The organism is Rhizobium sullae, assembly GCF_900169785.1.
Taxonomy (GTDB): Bacteria; Pseudomonadota; Alphaproteobacteria; order Rhizobiales; family Rhizobiaceae; genus Rhizobium; species Rhizobium sullae.
The window spans coordinates 87,737-113,822 of the sequence record NZ_FWER01000017.1 but is presented as its reverse complement, the minus strand read 5'-3'; the positions used below and the strand labels follow the sequence as shown (position 1 = coordinate 113,822).

The following is a 26,086-nucleotide window of genomic DNA, read 5'->3' as shown; positions in this document are numbered from 1 at the left end:
CGCTATTCGCGCTGCTCCAGCGCCTTGCTGAAGGCAAGCGCGGCAAGCGTGCAGATGGCGCCTGAAAGCAGGTAATAGCCGACAAAAGGCAGGCCGAAGCGGCTGGACAGGCCAAGCGCAACGAGCGGCGCAAAACCTGCACCCACCAGCCACGCGAGATCCGACGTGAAGGCTGCGCCCGTGTAGCGGTAGCCGCGGCCGAATCGCGAAGAGATCGAACCGGTCGCCTGTCCGAACGAAAGGCCAAGCACACCGAAGCCGATGATGACGAAAGCATCCTGACCAGTGTCGCCGGCGGCAATCAGCATCGGGCCGATGAACGAGAAGATCGCAATCAGCACGGCGCAGACGGCAAGCTGACCGCGGCGGCCGATGCGATCGGCAATCAGGCCCGAGGCGATGATCGCGACGATGCCGACCATGGCACCGATGATCTGCACGACCAGGAAAGTGCCGAGCGGTTGACTGCCGTAGAGGCTCATCCAGCCAAGCGGAAAAATGGTAACGAGATGGAACATCGCAAAGCTTGCGAGAGGCACGAAGGCGCCGATCAGGATATCGCGGCCGTGGATGCGGAGGACATCGAGAATTGGCGCGGCTTCCAATTCATGCTGCTCCAGAAGCGTGCCGAACTCCTTGGTCATGACGAGACGCAGGCGGGCAAAGAGCGCCACGACGTTGATCGCGAACGCGACGAAGAACGGGTAGCGCCAGCCCCAAGAGAGGAAATCATCGTTTGAAAGATTGGCAACGAAGAAGCCGAAGAGGGTGCTCGCCAGGGCAAAGCCGATCGGCGCGCCGAGCTGCGGGATCATCGCATACCAGCCGCGGTGCCGTTCCGGTGCATTGAGCGCCAGCAACGAAGCAAGCCCATCCCAGGCGCCGCCGAGGGCGAAGCCCTGCCCAAGGCGAAAGAGCGCAAGCAGCGCGATCGACCAGTAGCCGATTTGGCTATAACCGGGCAGGAAGGCGATCGAGGCTGTCGAACCGCCAAGCAGGAAGAGCGCGATCGTCAGTTTTGTGCCGCGGCCGTAAAGGCGGTCGACCGTCATGAAGACAACGGAGCCGACAGGGCGGGCGAGAAAAGCCAGCGAAAAGATCGCGAAAGAATAAAGCGTGGCGGTCAGCCGGTCCGGCGCGAAGGGAAAGACAAGCTGCGGGAAGACGAGAACCGAGGCCAGGCCGTAAACGAAGAAATCGAAAAATTCCGACATGCGCCCGATGACGACACCGATCGCGATGCTGCCCGGCGAGACCGGCTTATCGTCATGAATTCTGCGGGCGTCGCGTTCCAGCGTGCGCGATGACGGTCCGTAGTGTACTTGTGTTTCAGCCATTTAACGCCTCCCTCGTTGAAGTGCTTGTACGAAGCGCCTCAAGACGATCTTGATCAAACCTGCCGGGTTATCAAGTCCGCGTGGCGTAAATAGTTCATCATCCATTTCCAAAATTGCAATGCAGGTCGCAAAATGCATGAGGGACGGCTGGCGGAAACTGGCCAACGCTGCTTTTGCGGATATATAGGCCGGGAAACATTTTATCGCCGATCAAAATCCTTACTGAATTAATCAGGATTTCAGGAAGGCCGTAAAAAAGCGATATCCTGCCGCACCGCGGCATATTTGCTGCACTGCGACCAAACACCTCATGTCACCATGCCGTTCCGTGCTTTAGTCGCGGTTCGGACGAAACAACAAGAGCTTAGAGACGTGCAAAAACTGATGAAGTTTTCCCGCCTTCTATTCGTATTGCCGCTATTCATGCTGGCAGGGTGCAATCTGGTGGTGATGTCGCCTTCGGGCGATATCGCCAATCAACAGGCGGACCTCATCATGGTCTCGACCTTCCTGATGCTGCTGATCATCGTGCCCGTCTTGTTCTTGACACTGTTCTTCGCCTGGCGGTACCGGCGCTCGAACACGGCGGCGACCTATGATCCGGAATGGCATCACTCGACCCGCCTCGAAGTCGTGATCTGGTCTGCGCCGCTTGCCATCATCATCGCGCTCGGCGCAATCACCTGGATCAGCACCCACAAGCTCGACCCTTATCGCGTGCTGGATCGGCTGGACGCAGAACGTGCGATTCCTGCCGATGCGAAGCCGCTGACTGTCGAAGTCGTAGCGCTCGATTGGAAATGGCTGTTTTTCTATCCGGATCTCGGCATCGCGACCGTCAACGAATTGGCCGCCCCTGTCGACGTGCCGATCAATTTCAAGATCACCGCCTCTTCGGTGATGAACTCCTTCTATATCCCGGCGCTCGCCGGCCAGATCTACGCCATGCCGGGCATGCAGACGAGGTTGCACGCGGTCATCAACAAGGAAGGCGAGTACGAGGGCTTTTCCGCCAATTACAGCGGCGATGGCTTCTCGCACATGCGCTTCAGGTTTCACGGCCTCAACCAGCAGGGCTTCGACGATTGGGTCACCCGCGTCAAATCCCAAGGTACGGCGTTGAACCGCGATGCCTACCTGAAGCTTGAAAAGCCGAGCGAACGCGAGCCGGTGCGCTATTACTCCAGCGCCGAGGCCGGCCTCTACGAGGCGATCCTCAACATGTGCGCGACACCCGGAAAGATGTGCATGAACGAGATGATGCATATCGACATGATGGGCGGCGGCGGCAGGGAAAGCGCCGAAAACCGCGAGCGGCTGGAATATGACAACCGTCATGCCGAACAGGGCGAACGCGCCAACGCCCCGACCTTCCCGGCAACCGGCACGCCGGCTTTCAGCGACGAGGCGCCGAAGGGCACGGAAAACAGCGGCCAGCAGCCCGGCGCCCAACCGCAGCAGGGCGGGCAGACCATGCCCGGAATGCAGCACGACGGCCATTCGATGCCGGACATGAACCACGGCAGCGGCAATCCGGCTCAGCCGGGCAACAACAATTAAACCTAGCGCTTTGCGTCGCTAAGACACCAATGAACGGGTTAATCCATGTTTTCCAATCCTGACCTCCTGAAGTTCATCTTCGGCCGGTTGACGCTTGAAGCGATCCCCTATCACGAGCCGATCCTCGTCGCGACTTTCATCGCCGTGGTGATCGGTGGTCTGGCCGTGCTTGGCCTCATCACCTATTTCAAGTTCTGGGGTCCGTTGTGGCACGACTGGATCACTAGCGTCGATCACAAGAAGATCGGCATCATGTATGTCATCCTCGCCGTCATCATGCTGCTGCGCGGCTTCTCGGACGCGATCATGATGCGCATCCAGCAGGCGATCGCCTTCAACGGATCGGAAGGCTACCTGCCGCCGCACCATTATGACCAGATCTTCACCGCCCACGGCGTGATCATGATCTTCTTCGTGGCCATGCCCTTCGTCACGGGCCTGATGAACTTCGTGGTGCCGATGCAGATCGGCGCCCGTGACGTCTCCTTCCCGTTCCTCAACAACTTCTCCTTCTGGATGACGACGGCCGGCGCCATCATCATCATGCTGTCGCTCTTCATCGGCGAGTTCGCGCGCACCGGTTGGCTTGCCTACCCGCCGCTTTCAGGCGCCGACTACAGTCCCGGAGTCGGCGTCGATTACTACATCTGGGGCCTGCAGGTCGCAGGTGTGGGAACGACACTGTCGGGCATCAATCTGATCGCCACCATCGTCAAGATGCGCGCGCCCGGTATGACCATGATGAAGCTCCCCGTCTTCACCTGGACCTCGCTCTGCACCAACGTCTTGATCGTCGCCACCTTTCCGATCCTGACGGCAACGCTCGCGCTCTTGTCGCTCGACCGCTACGCCGGAACGAACTTCTTCACGAACGACCTCGGCGGCAATCCGATGATGTATGTCAACCTCATCTGGATCTGGGGTCATCCTGAGGTCTATATCCTCGTGCTGCCGGCCTTCGGCATCTTCTCGGAAGTCGTCGCCACCTTCTGCGGCAAGCGCCTCTTCGGCTATGCCTCTATGGTCTACGCAACGGTGGTCATCACCATCCTTTCCTATATCGTCTGGCTCCACCACTTCTTCACCATGGGTTCCGGCGCCAGCGTCAACTCCTTCTTCGGCATAACGACGATGATCATCTCGATCCCCACGGGAGCGAAGATGTTCAACTGGCTCTTCACCATGTATCGCGGCCGCATTCGTTATGAGGTGCCGATGCTTTGGACCGTCGGCTTCATGGTGACCTTCGTCATCGGCGGTATGACGGGCGTGCTGCTCGCCGTTCCGCCTGCGGACTTCGTGCTGCACAACTCGCTCTTCCTGATCGCCCACTTCCACAATGTGATCATCGGCGGCGTGCTGTTCGGCCTGCTTGCCGGCGTCAACTACTGGTTCCCGAAGGCCTTCGGCTTCAAGCTCGATGCCTTCTGGGGTAAGGTGAGCTTCTGGTTCTGGCTGACCGGCTTCTACTTGGCGTTCATGCCGCTCTATGTGCTCGGCCTGATGGGCGTCACCCGCCGTGTCTCGCAATTCGAGGATCCGTCGCTGCAGATCTGGTTCATCATTGCGGCCTTCGGTGCTTTCCTGATCGCGCTCGGCATCCTGGCGTTCCTCGTTCAGCTCGTCGTCAGCTTCATGAAGCGTGAGGCGCTCGCCGACCATACAGGTGATCCATGGGATGGCCGCACACTGGAGTGGTCGACTTCCTCGCCGCCGCCGGATTACAATTTCGCCTTCACGCCGGTCGTGCACGATCATGACAGCTGGTACGACATGAAGAACCGCGGCTACGAACGGCCCCTTGAAGGCTTCAAGCCGATCCACATGCCGAAAAACACCGGCACCGGCGCGATCCTTTCGGCCATCAGCGTGGCTCTCGCCTTCGGCCTCATCTGGTATATATGGTGGCTCGTCGTGCTCTCCGCTGTGGGGCTGCTCGTCGTCACGATCGCCCATACCTTCAACTATAGGCGCGACTTCTACATCCCGGTGGAAGACGTCCGCAAAACGGAAGGCAAGCGGACCGAACTGCTTGCGGCACAGGTGTGATGACCATGAGCGATCATACCATCGACACGGCCGAAAAGCCTGAATTCTATCTGACCGAGGAACATCATCCGGAAGGCAGCACGAATCTCGGCTTCTGGCTCTACCTGATGAGCGACTGCCTGATCTTCGCGGTGCTGTTTGCGACTTACGGTGTTGTCGGCCGCAATTATGCGGCCGGGCCCTCCCCGAAAGACCTCTTCGACCTGCCGCTCGTCGCCGTCAACACGTCGATGCTGCTCTTTTCTTCCATCACCTATGGCTTTGCGATGCTGCAGATGGAAAAAAACAGCAAACCCGGCACGCTGATTTGGCTGGCGGTGACCGGCCTCTTCGGCGCGGCCTTCATCGGCCTTGAACTCTACGAGTTCATCCACTTGATCAACGAGGGCGCAGGCCCATCGCGCAGCGCCTTCCTTTCGGCCTTCTTTACGCTGGTCGGAACGCATGGGCTGCACGTCACGTCCGGCATCATTTGGATGGCGACACTGATGGTGCAGGTTTCGATGCACGGCCTGATCGAGGCCAACCGCCGCCGCCTCATGTGCCTTTCGATGTTCTGGCACTTCCTCGACGTCGTCTGGATCGGCGTCTTTTCCTTCGTCTATCTGATGGGAGTTCTCGGATGATTTCGCAAGCACCCGCGCATGAGGACGCGCACGAAGCCCATCATGGCCACAGCCACGGGCACGGGGCGGGCCATGGCTCGCTAAAGAGCTACACGATCGGCTTCGTCCTCTCGGTCATCTTGACCGCGATCCCCTTCTGGCTTGTCATGGCCGGCGTCTTCGAAAGCCCGGCGGTGACGGCCACGCTCGTGATGGCCCTCGGCGCCGTACAGATCGTCGTTCACATGATCTGCTTCCTGCACATGAACACCCGCTCGGAGGGCGGCTGGACGATGATGGCGCTGATCTTCACCATCGTGATCGTGGCGATCGCGCTTTCCGGCTCGCTCTGGGTCATGCATCATCTGAATACCAATATGATGCCGATGAGCCCCGAAGTGATGAAGAACATGCCCTAGGGGGCATCGAGCGGGCGGCGGCAGGCCGCCCGCTCCGGTTTTGTAGCCATGTCAAACAGCTCTCCTGAACCGAAAGACCGGCGCCGCTCGGCAGTCAAGCTCGCAATGCTCTGCAGCCTAATGCTTCTGTCGATTGCGGGCTTTGTTGCGCTCGGCGTCTGGCAGGTGGAGCGGTTATCCTGGAAACTCGATCTCATTGCTCGGGTCGATCAACGGGTAAAAGCCGAACCGGTTCCGGCGCCGCTCGGCAGATCAGTCAACGCCGCCGATGACGAATACCGCCGCGTAACGACGACCGGCACACTGCAGAACGGTAAGGAGACGCTGGTCTATGCCTCGACTGAGCTGGGACCGGGCTATTGGGTGATGACACCGCTGTCGCTTCCAGATGGCAAGGCGATCCTGATCAACCGTGGCTTCGTGCCGGTCGACAAGCGCAATCCTGAAACCCGGCAGTCCGGCCAACTCTCCGGTCCGGTCACGATCACCGGGCTGATACGGATGACGGAGCCGAAAGGCTCGCTGCTGCAGTCGAACGACCCGGCCTCGGGCCGCTGGTATTCCCGCGATGTCGCGGCGATCGCGGTGGAAAAGGGCGTCACAAACGCCGCTCGTTATTTCATCGATACAGATGCGACGCCAAACCCAGGCGGCTTACCGGTCGGCGGATTGACGCGTATCGTCTTTCCGAACAACCACCTCGTCTACGCGATCACATGGTTTGGATTGGCGCTGATGGTGGCAGGTTTGCTGGGATACGTGATCCGCGGCGAGATTCGAACGCCGTAGTCGCGGCAATCGTCCGGCTGATTGCCTCGGCAAGTTGCGCTTGCGAAAAGGGCTTGCCGAGGCGCGGCAGGTCGATGAGGCCGCCGCCGGGGGGAATGTCTGCATAGCCCGNAAAAGGGCTTGCCGAGGCGCGGCAGGTCGATGAGGCCGCCGCCGGGTGGAATGTCTGCATAGCCCGTGGCAAGGATGATCGGCATTTGCGGCCAATCACGGCGGATCGCCTCCGCAAGCTCTGCACCGGTCATCCGCGGCATGGCGTGGTCGGAAATGACGAGGTCGACCTGTTCAGCGGCAAGGATGGCCAGCGCATCGGCACCCGATGCCGCCTCGATGACTTCATAGCCGAGATCTTCCAGCATCAGAACGGTGTTCATGAGCACGAGACTGTCATCGTCGACGGCCAGGATGCGCAGCGAATGCGGAAGGTCGCGATGATCAGCCGCTTGCTCCGGATGTTCTGCTGGTGCAACGTCCTGCTCCGGGATCGCAGGGAACCAAAGTTCGGCGACTGTTCCTTCGCCGATACGGCTCTTCAACACGAGTTTGCCGCCTGATTGCGCCGCGAGCCCCTGAACCATCGGCAGGCCGAGACCAGTGCCCTTCCCGAAACCTTTCGTCGTGAAGAAGGGTGTCGTCGCCTGTTCAAGCGTCTTTTCGTCCATGCCCTCTCCGCGGTCAGTGACCGAAATACACAGGTAGGTACCGGGCGCAACAGCCCCGTTCCCGTCACCCATCGCCCGCTCTTCCGCCCTCACGGTGATCTTCCCGCCGCCCGGCATTGCGTCACGTGCATTCACAATCAGGTTGAGGATGGCTGTTTCGAGCTGGTTGGGATCGGTGGCAATTGCCGGAAGATCCCGTGGCACTTCGGTTTCCAGCATGGTCAGCGGCCCGACCAAACGTTGCAGCATGTCGGCCATTCCGTCCATGAGCATGGCAATGTCGATCGTCTTGACCGCCAGTTCCTGGCGCCGGGAAAAGGCGAGCATGCGCTGCGTCAGTGCCGCACCGCGCTGCGCACCCTGAATGGCATTTTCCACGAGGCGCATCAGCTCCGGTTGTTCAGGCATCCGCTTCTTCAAAATCTCCAGGCTCCCGAGAACGGCCATCAGAAGATTGTTGAAGTCGTGGGCGATGCCACCGGTGAGCTGGCCGATCGCCTCCATTTTCTGCGCCTGGAAAAGCTCTTCGCGTGCCTGATCGAGGGCATACTGGATTTCGCGCTTCTCGGTCATATCGCGTGTGATCTTCGCAAAACCAATCACCTCACCGCAGTCGTCCCTGATCGCATCAAGGACCACGCACGCCCAGAAACGGCTGCCGTCCTTGCGCACCCGCCAGCCCTCCTTCTCGAATCGGCCATCGCGGCGGGCAACGTCAAGAGCATGTTCCGGCTCACCGGCAGCACGATCCTCCTCGGTGTAGAAATTCGAGAAGTGCCCGCCAATGATCTCTTCCTGCGAATATCCTTTGAGGCGTTGCGCACCGGCATTCCAGGTCGCGACACGGCCCTCCGGACTGAGCATATAGATGGCGTAGTCGGTGATGGCATCGACAAGTAATCGCAAGCGGCCCTCGTCCGTGAGAGACGCATCATATCGATCGGCGAGTTCCATAGGGCCCCCAAGAGAAAACATCAGTTGCCTAAACCGAAGGAGGCCGAAATGGTTCCGGGGAAGTCTGAATAATTCAGACAGCTCTGCTTTGAGGGTGGAGCTGCTGCCCGATCTTGTCCGCAGCCGCGTAGGCCTGGCTGACGATCTCAGGGACCAGATCGATATCCGGCAGGCTGCCGAGGCCGAGCGGACCGACGGCAAAGAGGCCGTCCACCGTCGATCCGTCCTCCAGGCAGGCTTCGCCGCGCTGATTGACAGCAAGACCCAGTGAAAGCTCGTCGGGCATGGCGAGGCCGGAGCTGATCAGGCTCTGCATCAGGGGCATCGCGAGATTCGGCGCCCGGCAGCGACAATCGAAAACACGCTCCGCATAGATGACTTCCTCGACATCCGATCCAGCCGGGGTGAAGAAGATGCCGCTCAGCCCCCGGCGGCCGGCCGTGCCACGGCGAAGGACGGTATTGCCGTCGGCAAGCTCGCGCTTCAAGCGCAGGTACATGGCCTCGGGCAGGCGGTTGCGGTGGCTGTCGTAGATGGCGCGCAGATGCCGGTTGAACTGGCGTTTTTGGCGCGCCGGCAGCGAACGCCAAAGCGAGCGGGCATGTCTGCGTAGGCCGTTCATCACCGATTGCCAGCTGCGGCCTTCTTCTTCCGCCTTTCGGCAGGCAGCGCGGATGAAGCGGACGATCTCCGGCAGGCTTTGCGGCAGCTCCTCGGCCGGAAAAACCGGATCGGCGGAATTCGGCGTATGGCTCTGCGGCAGGAAACCATGTTTCGAGACGATGGTGATCTGGCCGGTGTAGCCGCTATCGCGCAGCTGCAGCAACTGGTCGACAACGCGAATGCCACTTCCAAGCAGAGCCGCATGCGGTCGGGCAACGAGGCGCTGCGACCGCAGCGGCGACTGATCCTCCGTGACAGCCTCGGGCTCGGAAAGCCCGTAACCGGTGGCCAAAATGACGGTATCGAAAATCGGATTGGCGGGATTGGCACTCTCAAGTAGGAAGCGGTTTGCGTGTCTCCTGCGGATCGAGACGACGGGGTCGTGGCAGACCTGTACGGTGATATCCTTGCGGGCTGCGAGCGCTTCTGAAAAGCGCTGATAGACGTAATCGCTGAAAAGCTGCTTCGGAACGAAAATCTGTCGGAAACCCGGGATCGCGGCGGGCACGGCGGCCCGGAACTCCGCGTTGCTACAGAGCCAGTCGTTGAAATCGTCGGCGTCGCCGAGCGACACGGACAGATCGCGGACACGGGTATTGAGGATCGTCGAAGAACGCGTCGACGACAGCGCCTGACCGCCGCTGACCGAAGAATTCGGATCGAAAAGCTGAAGGTGGAACGGTGTCCGCACCGTTTTCATCAAGGCGATTGCGCTCATCATGCCGGAAAAGCCGCGTCCGACAACGGCGATACGCGGTATCGCTGAAACCTGCCCTTTCGCATGGAATTTCGTAGCAAAAAGACCCTGAACCGTCATCTCAACTCCCTTGCGGGTTGGCCCGCATCGCGTCTCGATCAAGGTTTCAACGCAGGAATATACGCTCATGCGTTGCTGAGGTTCACGCGGCAGTCTGGAACGCTTGCCGCCATAGTCTATCAAACTAGTCGTGTATGAAAGCGCCAAAATGGGCGGGTGGCAAGCGTTTTATTCTACGCACTTGCAGGTCCGGTAGTCAGGCTGCTGATACAAATAAAGAATTTTTTGCTTAGCCGCGTCCGTCGGGATGGTGCCTTCTTCACTAGAGCTGTCTGCTCGGCTATTTCTTGATACGGTCGATCAGGAAATTGAAAAAGTCGCTATAGCGTGCCGGGATGCGCTCAGCCTCGTCGAGAATGGTCATAGTATGTCCGCTCTTTTCGGCGACCTTCTCAAATCCGGCACCGAAATTGCGGGCTGCGAACGAGCGACATGTGGTCGGTCGATTGATCCCGTAGGCTGCCCGAATACAGGAGCACGATCGGAGGCGAGTTCGCTCGAACCAGATAGGAGGGCGACAGTGCCGTAATGTCGTTCAGAAACTTGCCTCTTTGTGACAGAAATGACTGAAAATCCGCGTCAGGCAGGCCAAAGGCATGCCCGCCGTAATTGATGGATGGACTTACCCAATCGCGCATCTCATGGGGTCTATCGTGTCTGCGCATCGATGCCGCCGACCAGGTTGATCGCCCTGGCGAACCGTCCTCATTGGCCGACAATGCGAGCCAGAGCACTTTCGGCGGGTCCGTCGTGCAATCGCTGGCGACAGTGTTGCCGCCAGTTTCGCCGGTGTCCGCCGGCTTGCTGTTCTGCGCCTCGGTCTCTGCCGTCCTTCTGATTTCCTGCTTCGTCACGTCTGCCGAAAGGATCGTGAAAAAACCTCTTGTGCTGCGGCACCTACCCCGATTGGGATCGAGCTAGGGCTGCGGTTCTCACCGCCCGTCACTCACGATAAAATAACCAGCTGGTGAATTCTTTACTTGAACGCTCAGGTAGAATCAGCAAAAGTAAGCGCGCTAACCATTTCCTTCATGGAATTGCCGTCTTTTCGGGCCAGCGTCCGACCATACATCTATTTGGAATCAATACCGTGAGCAGCGATGCGTCGATACGCGCGACGAAGCCTTCGGCTTCGCTTGCGCTTGTGAATGCGGCAGGCTGGGGCAAGGGTCTTTATACTCTGGTCCGCATCACCGTCATGGCCTTTCGTCACCCTTGGCAAGCGGGCTTCGCCATCGGCGCAACCCTCATAGCCTCCACATTCCAGCTTCTGATTCCGCGGCTGCTCGGCCAGGCAGTCGATCATACGCAGGTTGCATTGACGGGCGGAGCTGCCGGCCAGCTGGCGCAGGACGCGCTGCTGACGACGGCGCTGCTTTTACTCGGCGCCAGCGTGCTTCGCGGCGTCTTCACGATGGTCCAGAACTACTACAGCGAAAGCGTCGGTCACCATATCGGCTATGAACTGCGGCTTGCCTGCTACGAGAAGATCCAGCGGCTGTCCTTCAGCTTCCACGACACCGTTCATTCGGGCGACCTGATCACCATAGGGCTGCTCGATCTTGAAGGCGTGCGAATGTACTTTTCGACGGCACTTGTGCGCGTTTTCCTGCTCTCGATGCTGATCGGCATCGGCGCCTACATGCTGATTTCGACCGATGTGGTTCTTGGTCTCCTGGCTCTAAGTTTCGTGCCTTTTGTCGGCTGGCGTTCATCGGTGACGCAGCTCCGGCTGCGGGCCACGTGGCTCGACCTGCAGGAGCGGCTTTCGGTGCTGACGCGCATCATGGAGGAAAACCTCGGCGGCATCCGTGTCGTGCGTGCATTCGCTGCGCAGGAGCATGAGCTCTCCAAATTCGAAAAAGCCTCGAAGAATGCGCTGACGCTTGCGCATCAGCGCGTCGGTATCCGTGTTGCCAATACCAGCGCCATGACCTTTTCCTTCTTCGCCGCGATGGGCCTCGTGCTCTGGGTCGGCGGAGAAAAGGTGATGGCGGGCGAAATCACCGTCGGCGTGCTCGCTTCCTTCCTGACGTTCATGACCATCCTGCAAATGCCGGTGCGCCAGCTCGGCATGATGGTCAACGCCTTTGCCCGGGCTTCGACATGCGGCACGCGCCTCTTCGACCTGCTCGACCTCGAGATCGCCATACGTGATGCCCCGGGTGCAAAAGAATTGAAGGTGACTGAAGGCACGCTCCGTTTCGAGGATGTCGACTTCGCTTATCCAAGCTCGGACATGCATCAGGTGCTCCACGGCGTTTCCTTCGAAGCGCGGCGCGGTGAAACGATCGGCATCGTCGGGCCGCCGGGCAGCGGTAAATCGACGATCGCCCATCTGATGCCGCGCTTTTATGACGTGACGAAGGGCAGGATCACGATCGACGGACAGGACGTCCGCAAGGTGAAGCTGCAATCGCTCCGCCGCTCCGTTGCCGTCGTGCAGCAGGATTCCTTCCTGTTCACCACGACCATCGAAAACAACATCGCCTATGGCGACCCCTGGGCCAAGGAGCCACGGATCGAGCGGGCGAGCGAAAGCGCGCAGCTGCACAACTACGTGCTCGGCCTACCGACAGGCTACGGCACGGTGGTCGGCGAACGCGGCGTTTCGCTGTCCGGCGGTCAGCGCCAGCGCCTTTCGATAGCCCGGGCGCTGATGTTGAGGCCGGCGGTAATGGTATTCGACGATTCGACGGCGGCAATCGATGCGGCGACCGAACAGCGGATCCGCGCCGCCATGCGCAAATATGCCGCTGACCGCGTTACCATCATCGTCGCACACCGATTGAGCTCGCTGATGCATGCCGATCAGATCCTCTTCGTCGAGGACGGCCGCATCGTCGAGCACGGCACGCATGAGGAACTGCTGGCCTATGGCGGCCGGTACAAGGCACTTTACGACTTGCAGGTACGGCCGGGCGACGACGCTTTGAGCGCGTGAGAAACCGGCGCGGGAGGATTTCATGGCCGAGGAACTGGAAACCGAACGCTCCGACGTTCGCGAGGACGGCCGCCGCCCGCCGCGGGCGGTCGTCGGCTCGCACCGCATCGAAGAAGAAATGTTCGGAAAGGCCTTCGACGGCAACATCGTCAAGCGCATCTGGACCTTCGTCGCGCCATACCGTCGGCAAGTCCTGTGGTCGGTTGCAGCCGTGCTCACCTTCACGGCGATGCAGTTGCTGATCCCCCTTATAATCCGTTACGCGATCGACCACGGCATGCAGCCGGGCGGGGATCGCTCCGCCCTCCTCTATTCGATCATCGCCTTTCTGATTGCGATCCTGATCAATTATGCGGCAAGCTACGCGCAGGAAACGCTGGTCGGCAATGTCGCCGAGGAGGTGCTTTTCGACATCCGCAGGGCGATGTTCTCGCATCTCCAGAGAGTCTCGCTTTCCTTCATGGACAAGACAGAGGTCGGACGGCTGATGTCACGCCTTCAGGGCGACGTGAACTCCATGCAGGAATTTCTCGAGACGTCGGTGCTCTCCGTCGGCGATATCGCCCTGCTCTTCGGCATCGTCTTCGTCATGCTCTATCTCGACTTCAAGCTCGGGCTGCTGACACTCTCCGTCCTGCCTGTCCTCTTCATCGTCCGTCTCTTCTGGCTGCCGCTGGCGCGCAAATCCTTCATGGCAGCGCACGAGACGAACTCCGTGGCGGCTGGCGCACTCGCCGAGGCGATACACGGTGTTCGTGCCGTGCAGAGCATGGATCGCCAGAGCGTCAATTTCACGCTCTATGACGACAAAGCCCATGCGAACCTCGAGACGCATCTGACGGCCGCCCGCTATGCCCAGGTGATGGTGCCGATCGTCGATAGCCTGACCGGCGTGGCAATGGCACTCGTTATCGTCGTTGGCGGCGCGCGCGTCCTGAACCAGGCGCTCGACGTCGGCGTGCTTGTGGCATTCCTCTTCTACATTCAGCGCTTCTTCGACCCGATCCGCTCGCTGACGCTGCAATATTCCGTCATGCAGCGCGCCATGGCTTCGGGTCGCCGGCTGACGGAGGTCCTCGACGTGCCGGTCGATATCAAGGACGCGCCGAACGCCAAGGCTCTTTCGAAGGACATGGATGGTTCGGTCGAATTCCGTGATGTCGTCTTCGGTTACAATCCGAAGCATCCCGTCCTCAAGCATGTGAGCTTCAAGGTGAGTCCGGGCGAAACAGTGGCTCTCGTAGGTCCGACCGGCTCGGGCAAATCGAGCTGCATGTCGCTCATCCACCGGTTTTACGATGTGCAGCACGGTCAGGTCCTGGTCGGGGGGCACGATGTTCGCGCGTTGACGCAGGATTCGCTTGGCGATCAGATCGCCATGGTGCTGCAGGAACCGTTCCTTTTCACCGGTACCGTCTTCGACAATATTCGCTATCACAAGACAAGAGCGACGCGCGAACAGGTGATCGAAGCCGCCAAGGCGGTGGGCGCCCACGACTTCATCATGCGCCTGCCGGAAGGCTATGACAGCATACTCGGCGAGCGCGGCGGCAACCTCTCGCTCGGCCAGCGGCAGTTGCTCAGTTTCGCGCGCGCTCTCGTCGCCGACGCGAAGATCCTGGTGCTCGACGAGGCGACCGCCAATATCGACAGCTACACGGAAATGCTGATCCAGAAGGCGCTAGTGAAGCTCCTCGAAAACCGCACGGGCCTCGTCATCGCCCACCGGCTGGCGACGATCCGCGAGGCTGACCGCATCATCGTTCTGCAGAACGGCGAGCTCATCGAAAGCGGCAATCACCGGCAGCTGATGAAGAACGGCAAGCTCTATTCGCGACTCTACAACCTGAACTATGCCTCCTTCGACGACATTCCGGAGGAGGCCCTGGAGGACACGGCTGCTAGCAGGTCGGCGACATAGGCTGTCCGTTGAACTCCTTAGGATCGCCGCGATCCTAAGGCGTGGTCGCGTATGGTTCTTGTTGCGGACGACTTGAAGAGAAAGCGGGCCGAGATCCTCATCCAGATCGAGGAACTGCGAAAAGCAGATTGCCGCGCTCGGGCGGCAGCAGGGTGCGTTCGATATCGTCATCGTACGAGCCTGAATGCGCTATCGAGCGCGCCAGCCTCCAGCCGTGAACTGTATTTCATGCATCTTTTATGCATGAATATTTTCATGGTTAGAAAAGTCATTTATATCAATGGTTTGCTGGATCAATTTTATGCAATCAAGGGTCTGTCGTGAGGCACGGGCTTTTTTATTATTCTGCACATTTTATGCATAACCTGTCCGTCTTCGCTCGTCGCCGACTGCTCGAGGTTGCTATCGAAGCCTGATCGACGACGTGGCTTTCTATCCCGTTCGCCTTCAGCGCACGATGGATCCAGAAGCCATCCAGCCCGGCTTCCTGAATGCCCGCGATCGGAATTTTACTGCCCGTGTCCGACCGCACCTTTCTAAATCCGCTTAAATGTGGCGCTTGGCGCCTCCTCCGCCATATTGCCCGCTTTGAGCGGCGATGATCAGCGCGGGAAGACTGGCGGCCGAGATGCGCGCGTGATCGATGACCTCCTGCAGATTAGCGGCATGCCGGAAGGATGGCTCCTGCTCGACGCCGGTTCTGACAGCCTCTGCGAACCGCTCGAAGTTCGTCGGAACGGGTTCGACATGCACCTGCCGCCAGATCGCATTGTCAGCATCCGCGCCGGCGCAAATCCTGAGCGTCGGGCCATTCGGCGTATCGATGACTTCGATCGCGCCCTTGTCGCCGTGAACCCGCAGCCGCAGTTCGTTCAGATGTCCGGTTGCCCAGCGGCTGGCATGGATCACGCCCAAAGCGCCGTTCTGCAGTTCGGCCATCATCACAAAGCTGTCGTTGGCGTCGAGTTCGTACTCGCCGATTCTGTTGCCGGGCGTCTTCTCGAAGGTTTTCAGTTGCGCAGCGGCGGTCTTGATCTCGCTTCCGGTCCCGTAGACGACGAAGTCGAGAATGTGAATACCGACATCACCGAGAACGCCGTTCGACCCGTGCTTGCTCGACAGGCGCCAGAGCCATTGTGGCTGCGTCGCCCAGTCGCCCCACGCCTTCGAAACGAGCCAGCTTTGCAGATAGGAGGCCTCGAAGTGGCGGACCTGACCGATGTCGCCGTTCAGCACCATCTGCCGGGCCTTCTGCAGCGGCGCGACGTTGCGATAGGTGAGATTTACCATCGTTATCTGTTTCGACCTCTCGGCGGCGTCGGCCATCTCCGCGGCCTGGGCGAAATTCTCCGCCAGCGGTTTTTCACAAAAGACGTGCTTGCCGGCGGCAAGCAGGGCCAAGGTCGTGGCATAGTGGACGCGGTCCGGAGTGACATTGGTTGCCGCGTCGAACTCGCCCCAGGCAATCGCATCGTCCAGTGAATTGAAGGTCAGCGGAATATCGTGCCGGGCGGCAAAGGCACGCAGGCGTACATCATCGCTATCGACCGCCGCGACGATCTCCACATCTGCGATTTCCGAGAAACTCGTGGCGTGGGTGTTCGCCCACCAACCCGTGCCAAGAATGATCAGTTTCATTATTTTGCTCCTTCTGCTTGCGGCCGGCCAGACGGCCGGGTTGGCATCTGCGCCCGGCCTTCTTTCATGCTTCGTCAAGGCAGGGCTCAAACATCCGGCCATACGGCCCTCGACCGGCCGCATGGCAATACGGAGTGCGATGGTGCTTACACGGCGATCGGCAGCACCTCCACGTTGCCGGCGCCTTCCGGTCCGGGTGTCATGCCGTCTTCCGCCGACAATAGATTGAGCTCGCGACGCTCCCTTTCCGAGACGATCGCAAGATCGATGACCTTCTGCAGGTTGGCGGCGTGACGGAAGTTCGGGTCAAGCTGTTTGCCGGTCGCGACCGCTTCGGCAAAACGCTGGTAGTTGGTCGGCACCGGCGGAACATCGATATCCGCCCAGGTGGCCGTCTCGACGTTCTCGCCGAAGCAGCCGCGCAATTGCGATCCGTTCGGCCGGTGTATGACCTCCAGGCTACCGCGCTCGCCGTAGATGCGCAGCTTCAGCTCATTCAGATGACCCGTCGCCCAGCGGCTGGCGTGAATGACGCCGAGCGCACCGTTGGCGAAGTCCACCGACATGGTGAAGCTGTCGTTGGCGTCGAGCATATATTCGCCGATCTGACCGCCCGGCGCCTTGTTGAAGGTCTTCAGCCTTGCAAAGACGTGATCAATGTCGGTTGCCGCACCATAGGACGCAAAATCGAGGATATGGATGCCGACATCGCCGAGCACGCCGTTCGAACCGTGACCGGTGGAAAGGCGCCAAAGCCAGCGCGATTCCGTGCGCCAATCGCCCCAGGCGCGAGACACGAGCCAACTCTGTAGATAGGATGCTTCCACGTGCTTGATCGTACCGAGTTCGCCGGCGAGCACCATCTCGCGGGCGCGCTGCAGTGGCGCCACATTGCGATAGGTCAGATTCACCATATTGATCACGCCGGCCGCCTCGGCGGCATTGGTCATCTCCAGAGCATCCGCATAGTTCTCCGCCAGCGGCTTTTCGCAGAACACGTGCTTGCCCGCGGCAATGAGCGCCATCGTCGTTGGATGGTGGACACGGTCCGGCGTGACGTTCGTCGCCGCATCGAACCCACCCCAGGCGATCGCCTCCTCAAGCGTAAGGAAACGTCTCTCAATGCCGAAATGATCGGCAAATTCGGCAAGGCGTGCCGGATCGGTATCGACGGCACCGACCACTTCGACGCCTTCGATCAGTTTGAAATGGCTGATCTGGCTACGCGCCATCGAGCCTGTGCCGAGAACAAGAAGTCTCATCCGTGTCCCCTCAGCGATAACCGGCTTCGCCGGCCTGGTGCAATTTCGGGCCGCGCTCCACAATCGGCTCGGGCGCCTTCTCCACCGGAACGTTCGGCGCATCGGTAATGCCCTTGAGGGTTCCCTGCGCGTTGTAGGCCCATTTGACAGCGTTGATCAGCACCTTGCGGACATTGGCATCGTGATAGGTCGCGTAGGTCTCGTGACCGGGGCGGAAGTAGAAGATGTTGCCCGCCCCACGCCGCCAGGTCATGCCGGACCGGAACACCTCGCCGCCCTGGAACCAGGAGATGAACACCGTTTCCAGCGGCTCGGGAACCGAGAACTGCTCACCATACATCTCCTCGTTCTCAAGAACGAAATTCTCGTCGAGACCGGCGGCGATCGGATGGCGCGGATTGATGACCCACAGGCGCTCGCGTTCGCCCGCCTCGCGCCATTTCAGCGCGCAGGGCGTGCCCATCAGCCGCTTGAAGATCTTCGAAAAATGTCCGGAATGCAGCACCAGAAGCCCCATGCCTTCCCAAACGCGCTTGGCGACGCGCTCGACGACCTCGTCGGAGACCGCGCCGTGATCCTTGTGGCCCCACCAGGTGAGCACATCGGTTTCGGCAAGCCGGGCTTCGGTAAGCCCATGTTCCGGCTCTTGCAGCATCGCCGTCGTCGCCTTGATTACCGGATCGCTGTTCAGCGCACTGGCGATCGTGGTGTGCATGCCATCGGGATAAATTTCCCTGACGACGGCGTTGGTGTTCTCATGGATGTTTTCACCCCAGACAATGGTGCGAATAGACACGTCGTTACTCCTTGCGATGTGAGGCGGATCGATCCTTGGGAGGTAGATCAGTCCTTCGTGGATGGTCAAGCAGCGCGCACGGATGCCTTTGCAAGCGCGCGGCCGGATTGGTCGAAACGGTGTATGTGATCGGTGATCGGCGCAACGCCGAGCTTTTGACCCGGCCGGTGGCCGGAGACGCCGGTTTCCCGGACGATAAACGGCTCGTCGGCACCGATGTCCAGATAGACGAAACTGTCGGAGCCAAGGATTTCCGAATGGATGACCTTCCCGCTCCACACGGCCGCCTGCGACGTGATCCGGACATGCTCGGCGCGCACGCCGATCGTATGGGCATTGTAAGGCTGCGCCAGTCCGTCGGACAGGAAATTCATCTTCGGCGAGCCGATGAAACCGGCAACGAAGAGCGAGTTCGGGGTCTCATAGAGCTCCAAGGGTGTGCCAACCTGCTCGACGACGCCGTCGCGCAAAACACATATCCGGTCTGCAAGCGTCATGGCCTCTACCTGATCGTGCGTCACATAGATCATCGTCGTGTTGTGCATGCTGCGGTGGAGCTTGGCGATCTCCAGCCTTGTTGCCACGCGCAGGGCGGCATCGAGGTTAGACAGCGGCTCGTCGAAGAGAAAGACCTTGGGATCGCGAACGATCGCCCGGCCGATCGCGACACGCTGACGCTGCCCGCCCGACAGCTGGCGCGGCAGGCGGTCGAGATAGGGTGAAAGCTGCAGCATACCGGCTGCCTGTTCGACGCGCTGCCGGCATTCATCCTTCGTCCGTCCCGATAGCTTCATGCCGAAGGCCATGTTGTCGAAGACGGTCATATGCGGATAGAGCGCATAGGATTGGAACACCATGGCGATGCCTCGCTTCGACGGCGCACGCTGGTTTACCACCTTGTCGTCGAAGGAAAGCGTGCCGGACGTGATGTCCTCAAGGCCGGAGATAAGGCGCAGCAGCGTGGACTTGCCGCATCCGGACGGGCCTACGAAAACCATGAATTCGCCGCGGCGGATGTCCATGCTCACACCCTTGATGACCTCGAAGGCGCCGAAGCTCTTGCGGATATTGTCGAGGCGGATTTCTGCCAATGTTCTGCTCCCTCAACCTTTAACGCCGCCGGCAGTCAGCCCCGAGATGATCCGGCGCTGGAATATCAAGACGAGGACAACAACCGGTACGGTGACGATGACCGAAGCCGCCATAATGTTGCCCCAAGGAATTTCGAATTGGCTGCCACCTGAAAGCAGCGCGATGGCGACCGGCACGGTCCGTTGTGTGTTTGATGATGTGAAAGTTAGTGCGAAGAGAAATTCGTTCCAGGCGGTAATGAAGGCAAGCAAGCCGGTGGTGACGAGCGCAGGCCACATCAGCGGCATGAAGACCTGGGTGATGATAACCCAGGGCGAGGCGCCGTCGACGATCGCCGCCTCTTCGATCTCGATCGGCAGTTCGCGCATGAAGGTCGTGAGTACCCAGACGGTGAACGGCAGTGTGAAGATCATGTACGAAAAGATCAGCGCGAAAGGCGTGTTGAAGATGCCGATCCACCGGATGAGCTCGAAGAGGCCTGCGAGAACCGCAATCTGCGGGAACATCGACACGGACAGGATCGTCAGCATCAAAAGCGCGCGCCCGCGAAAGTTCACGCGCGCCAGGGCGAAGGATGCCGTGATGGAAAGCAGCAGCGACGCGGCAACCACGACCAAGGCGATTAGCACGGAGTTGCCAAGGCTGCGGACAAAGCCGCCTTGGCTCATCACCGACGAATAGTTGCCGAATGAAATCGAAACCGGCCAGTAATTGACCTCGAAAAGCGCCGTGCCAGTCTTCAGGCTCGTGAGGATCGCATAGTAGAACGGAAAGACCGCGAGGATGACGATGACTGCGACGAGCAGATAGAAGAGCGTGTTTTTTGTGACCGAGAGCAGCATCAGCGTTCCTCCCCGCCGAGCTTGACGCGTCCGAACCAGATGTAGAGCACGGTGACGGAGGCGATGATGAGGAAGAGGACTGTCGAAGCGGTTGCACCATAGGCGAACTTGTCGAAGTCGAACAGGTTCTCGCGCGCCATGACCGACATGGTCTTGGTCTGGGCGTTGTTGGGCGTCAGCACATAGATCAGATCGAAGATGCGCATCGCATCCAGCATCCGGAAGATCACCGCGACCATGATGGCCGGCCGGATCAAGGGCAGCGTCAGCCGCCAGAAGACCTTGACCGGATTGACGCCGTCGATCCTGGCGGCTTCGTAGATATCCGCAGGCACCATCTGCAGTCCGGCGAGAATGAGAAGCGCCATGAAGGGTGTCGTCTTCCAGACATCGACGATCAGGACCGCAATCATCGCCGTCTCCGGATTGGCGGTCCAGGCGATCTTCTGACTGATGAGACCGAATCCGAGGAGGATATCGTTCAGGATGCCAAATTGGTCGTTGAGCATCCAGGCCCACATCTTTGCCGAAACGATCGTCGGTATGGCCCAGGGAATGAGGATCGCAGCGCGCACGATGCCGCGTCCGACAAACTGCGCGTTGAGAACGAGCGCAACGACAAGGCCAAGCATGGTTTCGATCGTCACTGAAAGCAGCGTGAATTTGGCAGTGTTCCAGACTGCACTCCACCAGACCGGATCGGCAAGCAGCCCGCGATAGATGGTGCGTCCGCTCTTCAGCGTGACCCAAGAGAGATAGTTGCTGAAACCGATGAACTGCGCATTGCCAAGATCGGTAAGCGACGCGTTCGTGAAGCTGAAATAAATCGTCCTGAACAGCGGCCACCCGGCCACCACCGCCAGTATGAACAGTGTCGGTGCCAGAAACAACCAGGCCGATCGAACGCGCTCGGAGCGCAATTCGGTTGTGGACCTCAAGGCGGAGGCTGGCGGTTTGGCCGCTTGTGAAACTACGATTTCGCCCATGAAACGGCTATCCCGTGCTTGAGACTTCTGGAGACGGAACCGGCGGCTTTCCGGCCGCCGGTTCCCATACTCACCAGCTATCGCCCTTCAGGGTCGTCAGGTCGGCCTCGAGGAGTTCGAGGTTTTCCGCCGCGGTCCCGCTGCCGGACAGTGTATTGTGTACGGCCGTCCAGAACTTTGAGGACACCTCGTTGTACTTCACCTTGGCCGTTGCCGAAGGACGCGGCACGGCGTCCTGGAAGATCGGCTTCCACTCCGGCATGAAAGGCTGCGCGGCAGCGACATCCTTGTCGTCGTAAAGCGCAGTCAGGGTCGGCAGGTTGGAAAGTTCGATGGCGCGCGCCTTCTGAACCTCCTCCGACGCCAGGAACCTCACGAGCTCAATAGCCGCTTCCTGCTCGTCCGAATATTTCGAAACCGCAAGATTCCAGCCGCCGAGTGCCGACGACGGCTTGTCGCCGGCGGTGGCAACGGGAAGCGTCGTGACGTCGAACTTGCCCTTCACGGCGCTGTCTGCGCCGTTGCCGAGCGAATAGGCATACGGCCAGTTGCGCATGAAGACGGCATTTCCGGTCTGCCAGACGCCGCGAGATTCTTCTTCCTGATAGGCAAGCACGCCCGGAGGCGAGATCGTGCCGACCCAGCCCTTCGCACGTTCGATGGCGGCAGCGGCCTTTTCGTTGTTGATCGAGATCGTGCCGTCCGGCTCCACGATCTGACCGCCGCCGGAGGACTTTACCCATTCCAGTGCATTGCAGGTGAGGCCCTCATAGGAGTTTCCCTGAAAGACGAAGCCCCACATATCCTTCTGACCGGCCGTGCGCTCCTTGTCCTGGATCTCCTTGGCGGTTTCCGCAAGCTCATTCCAGGTCTTCGGCGGCTGCTTGCCATATTTCTCGAGCAGGTCCTTGCGATAGTAGAGCGCCGGAGCATCGGTATACATAGGCAGCGCCACGAGGCGCCCATTGACCGTCTGCGAGGCGATGATCGAGGGGAAAAACTGACCAGCCACATCCTTGGCGGCTTCTTTCAGGTCCACGAACTGATCGGCGAGCTGCGGCGCCCAGATGACGTCAGTCTGATAGACGTCGACATCCTTGTTTCCGGCAGCGAGCCACAGCCGGTATTGCGAGAACTGCTCCGAACTCGACGACGGCATGCTCACAATATTGACCTTGTGGCCAGTCTTCTCCTCGAAGACGACAAACTGCTTGCGGAAGAACTCGAGGTTGTTCCCCGTCGAACTCGCCGCGAAGGAAAGCTCGGCTGCCGCCGCCAAATTCAAGGTACAGATCATCGAAACCGCCGAAACGGCGGCCATCAAACGGTATTTCATAGTAGTCCTCCCGTTGCCAGACGAAAATTGAAATCGATTTGGCTAAACTGAGCATTGCAAAACTTTTTTCAACCGTCAAGGGTGGCTCCCTAGCGGCGTCAAACCATGTGCAAAAGTTATATTTATCATTGTATTTCAATTATTTATATAGAATACAGCACGCTCGAATGTGAGCGGTGGTCCAAGTTCAAATGGATCAAATTATTGAAATCGATTTCAAATCGTGCCAGGCGGTGATAGACGAGATTGCCGAACCGTCAACAATCCGCCATTGATCCGCGAGGTCCAACAGAACGTGTTCGAATGAAGCTCAAGGAATTCGCAAAAGAAGTCGGGCTGTCGCCAACAACGGTAAGCCGGGCGTTGAGCGGCTATCCGGAGGTGAGCGAAACGACGCGCGCGCGCGTCGTTGAGGAAGCGCTGAGGCTGGGTTACCGGCCAAATGTCAATGCGGTGCGGCTGAAGACCGGCCGCGTGGGGGCGATCGGAGTGATCATGGGGCGCGCCGGCGAATTCCACTTCGCCGAATTCATGGCCGGCATGGCCGAGAGGTTGGCGTCGGAGGATACCGACATTCTCGTGATCCCCATGGCGGACCGCGATAATAACGAAGAGCTGCTGACCTACAGGCGGCTCGCCGAAAGCCGGCGCGTCGACGCGATCATCGTCCACTCTCCCAAACCGAACGACCCGCGCATCGAGCTTCTGGACCGGCTCGGAATTCCCTTCTTCGTGCATGGGCGATCGGATATCGCCATTCCGCACGCATGGCTGGACATCGACAACGAGGGCGCAATCCGCCGATCGACGGAACATCTGCTTGATCTCGGGCACCGCAGGATCGCAATGATCAACGGTCGCAAGGGGCTGACTTACTCAATCCACCGCGATATCGGCTTCCGCAAGGCATTCGAGGAACGCGGCTTGGTGCATGATGCGCAGCTCATTGCCCACGATACATTCACAGATGAGCTGGGATTTAGACATGCCCGCTTCTTTCTCGAGAACACCAATCCTCCCACAGCCTTCGTGGCCGGATCGATGATGACGGCACTCGGCGTCTATCGCGCTGCCCGATCTCTCGGCCTGCAGATCGGAGAGGATGTTTCGGTCATCGCGCATGATGACGTATTTCCCTACCTGACGGCGGAAAACATGGCGCCCTCGCTTTCGGCAAGCCGTTCATCGATGCGGGCGGCCGGAGCAAGATGTGCCGACCTGACGCTGCAATTGCTGGCGGGACGGCCCGTTTCGGATATCCACGAATTGTGGCCCGTCGAACTCAACCTGAGAGAATCGACGCGCGCCCTGAGGCAGTGATGCTCACAGGTAAGCGGATGCATGTTGCGACCACATCAGTAAACTATTGAAATATATTCATATTCGATATTTTTTGTTGACGCCTCCAGCGCCTGTCCCATAGCATGACACCCGCGACCTTACCTATGCTTACCGCAGTTGGAATTCTGAAACTCAGTGGGGAATTGACCAATGAAATCAGCACATAAAAGCGGGCTTCTGGCGCTGGCCGCAGTCGCGCTCCCGGCCACTGCCTATGCTCATCCCGCAATTGGTGAAGCTGCAGGCCTCGTCCATGGCTTCAGCCATCCGATATCGGGCCTCGACCATATCCTCGCTATGGTCATGGTGGGCATTTTCGCCTATCAGCTCGGCGGCCGCGCAACCTGGCTCGTTCCGGCCACCTTTGTCCTGGCTATGGCTCTGGGCGGAGCGTTCGGCATCGCGGGCATCGATATTCCGTTCGTCGAAACAGGCATAGCACTGTCGGTTGTCGTTCTCGGCGCGGTCGTCGCGTTCGACGTCAAGGCTCCAGCAGCCGTCGCAATGGCGGTGGCCGGGCTGTTTGCGATCTTCCATGGCCATGCCCATGGTGCTGAAATGCCGGAAAGCGCCGCAGGCGCCGCTTTTGCGGCAGGCTTCATGATTGCAACTGCGCTTCTTCACACCGCCGGTCTCGGCCTTGGCTATGCGATCGGCCGCACAGGCAAACGTCGAAGCTTCATCGCCACACGTCTTGCCGGCGGCTTTGCGGCTGTCGCAGGCGTCGGCATCCTCACCGGCATGATCTGACCTTTCGGACAAACGCCAAAATAAAAAGCGGCGATCTGCACTCGCCGCTTCTTCCCTTCGACGACCCAGGCAAGGGCCCAGGTCCGTTTATTCTGCAGCCGTGGGACGCAGCACACCGCGCCGGATCTGATCGGCCTCGATCGATTCGAACAGCGCGCGGAAGTTTCCTTCACCGAAGCCTTCGTCGCCCTTGCGCTGAATGAATTCGAAGAAGATCGGACCGATGACGGTTCTTGAGAAGATCTGAAGCAGGATGCGGGTCGTGCCACCATCCACCACGCCTTCGCCGTCGATCAAAATGCCGTGCTGCTTCATCCGCTCGACCGGTTCGTCATGATCGTGCACGCGCTCGTGCGAGAGTTCGTAATAAGTGTCGGGTGGCCCGGGCATGAATTTCAGCCCGTTCCCGGCCAGTTTGTCCGTCGCGTCATAAATCTCCTCCGTACCGACGGCGATGTGCTGAATGCCTTCGCCTTTGTACTTTCTGAGATATTCCTCGATCTGGCTTGTATCGTCCTTGGACTCGTTGAGTGGAATTCGGATCTTGCCGCAAGGCGACGTGATCGCCCGGCTCATAAGCCCGGTGATGCGCCCGTCGATATTGAAGAAGTGGATCTGCCGGAAGCCGAAAAGCTCGCGATAGAAATCCCACCACTTGTCCATATTGCCGCGATAGACGTTGTGGGTCAGATGATCGAGGTAATAAAAGCCGACGCCTTCCGGCTTCGGGTCGCGTTCGCCGAGCCACTCGAATTCGGTATCATAGGGCGAGCCCTTCTCGCCGTAAGTTTCTACAAAGTAAAGCAGCGAACCGCCGATGCCGACGATGGCCGGAATGTCGAGCGTCTTGTCCTTGCTTTCATAGGGTGTTGCACCCTTCGACACGGCATGGTCGAAGGCATGCTTGGCATCGGTGACGCGCCAGGCCATGGAGGGCGCACAGGGACCGTGTTCACCGACGAAGCGCATGGCATGGCTGCCGGGTTCGGCATTGATGAGATAATTGATGCCGCCCTGGCGCCAGACGGTGACGTCTTTCGTGCGGTGCTTGGCAACACAAGTGTAGCCCATGCGGGTGAAAAGCTCACCCAGCTTCTCCGGCTCTGGATGGGCGAATTCAACAAATTCGAAACCGTCCGTACCGGCCGGATTGTCGGCAGTGATGCCTGTCGGCGGTGCATCGTGCGGATAAGGGCCCATCGTTCTCTCCTCCAAACTGGATCATGAGACGCATTATGACGCGATTTTCATGCACGGTGCTTGCATTCACGCGCACTTTCCCCAATTCAATACATGTTTCATGCATAAAGGCGGAGCAATACG

21 protein-coding genes and 2 pseudogenes are annotated in these 26,086 nt (G+C 59.5%); 10 read left to right on the top strand and 13 right to left on the bottom strand.

Annotated features, from left to right (window positions below):
- Window positions 1–2: 2 nt before the first annotated feature.
- Window positions 3–1,337, bottom strand: coding sequence for an MFS transporter (locus BN1800_RS17320; RefSeq protein WP_027511108.1), 1,335 nt, complete (start codon window positions 1,335–1,337; stop codon window positions 3–5).
- 372 nt (window positions 1,338–1,709) lie between these two features.
- Between BN1800_RS17320 and cyoA the strand changes: the two genes are divergently transcribed.
- The 5 genes from cyoA to BN1800_RS17295 are packed head-to-tail and all read left to right on the top strand — an operon-like array spanning window position 1,710 to window position 6,759.
- Window positions 1,710–2,897 carry a ubiquinol oxidase subunit II gene (gene cyoA / locus BN1800_RS17315; RefSeq protein WP_027511107.1) on the top strand — a complete coding sequence of 396 codons (1,188 nt, stop codon included), beginning with the start codon at window positions 1,710–1,712 and terminating at the stop codon, window positions 2,895–2,897.
- Between the two features lie 45 nt (window positions 2,898–2,942).
- Window positions 2,943–4,946: a cytochrome o ubiquinol oxidase subunit I gene (cyoB, locus tag BN1800_RS17310; protein ID WP_086999676.1), complete on the top strand. Its 2,004-nt coding sequence runs from the start codon at window positions 2,943–2,945 to the stop codon at window positions 4,944–4,946.
- A gap of 5 nt (window positions 4,947–4,951) precedes the next feature.
- Entirely contained in the window at window positions 4,952–5,572 is a 621-nt protein-coding gene (gene cyoC / locus BN1800_RS17305) for a cytochrome o ubiquinol oxidase subunit III (protein ID WP_027511105.1), read from the top strand.
- Entirely contained in the window at window positions 5,569–5,970 is a 402-nt protein-coding gene (gene cyoD, locus BN1800_RS17300) for a cytochrome o ubiquinol oxidase subunit IV (protein ID WP_027511104.1), read from the top strand. The genes cyoC and cyoD overlap by 4 nt, the downstream gene beginning before the upstream one ends.
- A gap of 48 nt (window positions 5,971–6,018) precedes the next feature.
- Complete coding sequence (locus BN1800_RS17295; protein ID WP_086999674.1) at window positions 6,019–6,759, top strand: SURF1 family protein; 741 nt, start codon at window positions 6,019–6,021, stop codon at window positions 6,757–6,759.
- Between the two features lie 113 nt (window positions 6,760–6,872).
- Here BN1800_RS17295 and BN1800_RS17290 read toward each other — a convergent pair.
- The 3 genes and pseudogenes from BN1800_RS17290 to BN1800_RS17280 form a co-directional block, all read right to left on the bottom strand.
- Window positions 6,873–8,336, bottom strand: a pseudogene (locus BN1800_RS17290) (response regulator); the annotation flags it as partial.
- 112 nt (window positions 8,337–8,448) lie between these two features.
- Window positions 8,449–9,855 carry an FAD/NAD(P)-binding protein gene (locus tag BN1800_RS17285; protein WP_086999844.1) on the bottom strand — a complete coding sequence of 469 codons (1,407 nt, stop codon included), beginning with the start codon at window positions 9,853–9,855 and terminating at the stop codon, window positions 8,449–8,451.
- A 392-nt stretch (window positions 9,856–10,247) separates the two neighbouring features.
- Complete coding sequence (locus tag BN1800_RS17280; RefSeq protein WP_086999672.1) at window positions 10,248–10,709, bottom strand: hypothetical protein; 462 nt, start codon at window positions 10,707–10,709, stop codon at window positions 10,248–10,250.
- Window positions 10,710–10,945: 236 nt separating this feature from the next.
- Between BN1800_RS17280 and BN1800_RS17275 the strand changes: the two genes are divergently transcribed.
- The 3 genes from BN1800_RS17275 to BN1800_RS17265 are packed head-to-tail and all read left to right on the top strand — an operon-like array spanning window position 10,946 to window position 15,044.
- Entirely contained in the window at window positions 10,946–12,799 is a 1,854-nt protein-coding gene (locus tag BN1800_RS17275) for an ABC transporter ATP-binding protein (RefSeq protein ID WP_086999670.1), read from the top strand.
- 22 nt (window positions 12,800–12,821) lie between these two features.
- Window positions 12,822–14,720 carry an ABC transporter ATP-binding protein gene (locus BN1800_RS17270; RefSeq protein WP_086999668.1) on the top strand — a complete coding sequence of 633 codons (1,899 nt, stop codon included), beginning with the start codon at window positions 12,822–12,824 and terminating at the stop codon, window positions 14,718–14,720.
- A gap of 51 nt (window positions 14,721–14,771) precedes the next feature.
- On the top strand, window positions 14,772–15,044 hold the full coding sequence (locus BN1800_RS17265; RefSeq protein WP_086999666.1) for a hypothetical protein: 273 nt from the start codon (window positions 14,772–14,774) through the stop codon (window positions 15,042–15,044).
- Between the two features lie 37 nt (window positions 15,045–15,081).
- Here the strand turns inward: BN1800_RS17265 and BN1800_RS17260 are convergent.
- From BN1800_RS17260 to BN1800_RS17225, 8 genes and pseudogenes are all read right to left on the bottom strand, one after another.
- Window positions 15,082–15,258, bottom strand: a pseudogene (locus tag BN1800_RS17260) (IS110 family transposase); the annotation flags it as partial.
- 8 nt (window positions 15,259–15,266) lie between these two features.
- Window positions 15,267–16,358 (bottom strand): Gfo/Idh/MocA family protein, encoded by a 1,092-nt coding sequence (locus tag BN1800_RS17255; protein ID WP_086999661.1) that lies wholly within the window; start codon window positions 16,356–16,358, stop codon window positions 15,267–15,269.
- A 146-nt stretch (window positions 16,359–16,504) separates the two neighbouring features.
- Window positions 16,505–17,620: a Gfo/Idh/MocA family protein gene (locus BN1800_RS17250; RefSeq protein WP_086999659.1), complete on the bottom strand. Its 1,116-nt coding sequence runs from the start codon at window positions 17,618–17,620 to the stop codon at window positions 16,505–16,507.
- 10 nt (window positions 17,621–17,630) lie between these two features.
- Window positions 17,631–18,416 carry a ThuA domain-containing protein gene (locus tag BN1800_RS17245; RefSeq protein WP_086999842.1) on the bottom strand — a complete coding sequence of 262 codons (786 nt, stop codon included), beginning with the start codon at window positions 18,414–18,416 and terminating at the stop codon, window positions 17,631–17,633.
- 65 nt (window positions 18,417–18,481) lie between these two features.
- Window positions 18,482–19,507, bottom strand: coding sequence for an ABC transporter ATP-binding protein (locus BN1800_RS17240; RefSeq protein ID WP_086999657.1), 1,026 nt, complete (start codon window positions 19,505–19,507; stop codon window positions 18,482–18,484).
- 12 nt (window positions 19,508–19,519) lie between these two features.
- Complete coding sequence (locus tag BN1800_RS17235) at window positions 19,520–20,350, bottom strand: carbohydrate ABC transporter permease (RefSeq protein WP_037142405.1); 831 nt, start codon at window positions 20,348–20,350, stop codon at window positions 19,520–19,522.
- Window positions 20,350–21,336 carry a carbohydrate ABC transporter permease gene (locus BN1800_RS17230; RefSeq protein WP_027511094.1) on the bottom strand — a complete coding sequence of 329 codons (987 nt, stop codon included), beginning with the start codon at window positions 21,334–21,336 and terminating at the stop codon, window positions 20,350–20,352. Before BN1800_RS17230 ends, BN1800_RS17235 begins: the two co-directional genes overlap by 1 nt.
- Window positions 21,337–21,406: 70 nt before the next feature.
- Window positions 21,407–22,657 (bottom strand): ABC transporter substrate-binding protein, encoded by a 1,251-nt coding sequence (locus BN1800_RS17225; protein WP_425299035.1) that lies wholly within the window; start codon window positions 22,655–22,657, stop codon window positions 21,407–21,409.
- Window positions 22,658–22,975: 318 nt separating this feature from the next.
- Here BN1800_RS17225 and BN1800_RS17220 point away from each other — a divergent pair, with 318 nt between their 5' ends.
- Together BN1800_RS17220 and BN1800_RS17215 are read left to right on the top strand one after the other, a co-directional pair.
- On the top strand, window positions 22,976–23,992 hold the full coding sequence (locus tag BN1800_RS17220) for a substrate-binding domain-containing protein (RefSeq protein ID WP_086999654.1): 1,017 nt from the start codon (window positions 22,976–22,978) through the stop codon (window positions 23,990–23,992).
- Window positions 23,993–24,163: 171 nt separating this feature from the next.
- Complete coding sequence (locus BN1800_RS17215) at window positions 24,164–24,763, top strand: HupE/UreJ family protein (protein WP_086999652.1); 600 nt, start codon at window positions 24,164–24,166, stop codon at window positions 24,761–24,763.
- Between the two features lie 87 nt (window positions 24,764–24,850).
- Here the strand turns inward: BN1800_RS17215 and hppD are convergent, their stop codons facing one another.
- Window positions 24,851–25,963 carry a 4-hydroxyphenylpyruvate dioxygenase gene (gene hppD / locus BN1800_RS17210; protein WP_027511090.1) on the bottom strand — a complete coding sequence of 371 codons (1,113 nt, stop codon included), beginning with the start codon at window positions 25,961–25,963 and terminating at the stop codon, window positions 24,851–24,853.
- Window positions 25,964–26,086 lie beyond the last annotated feature (123 nt).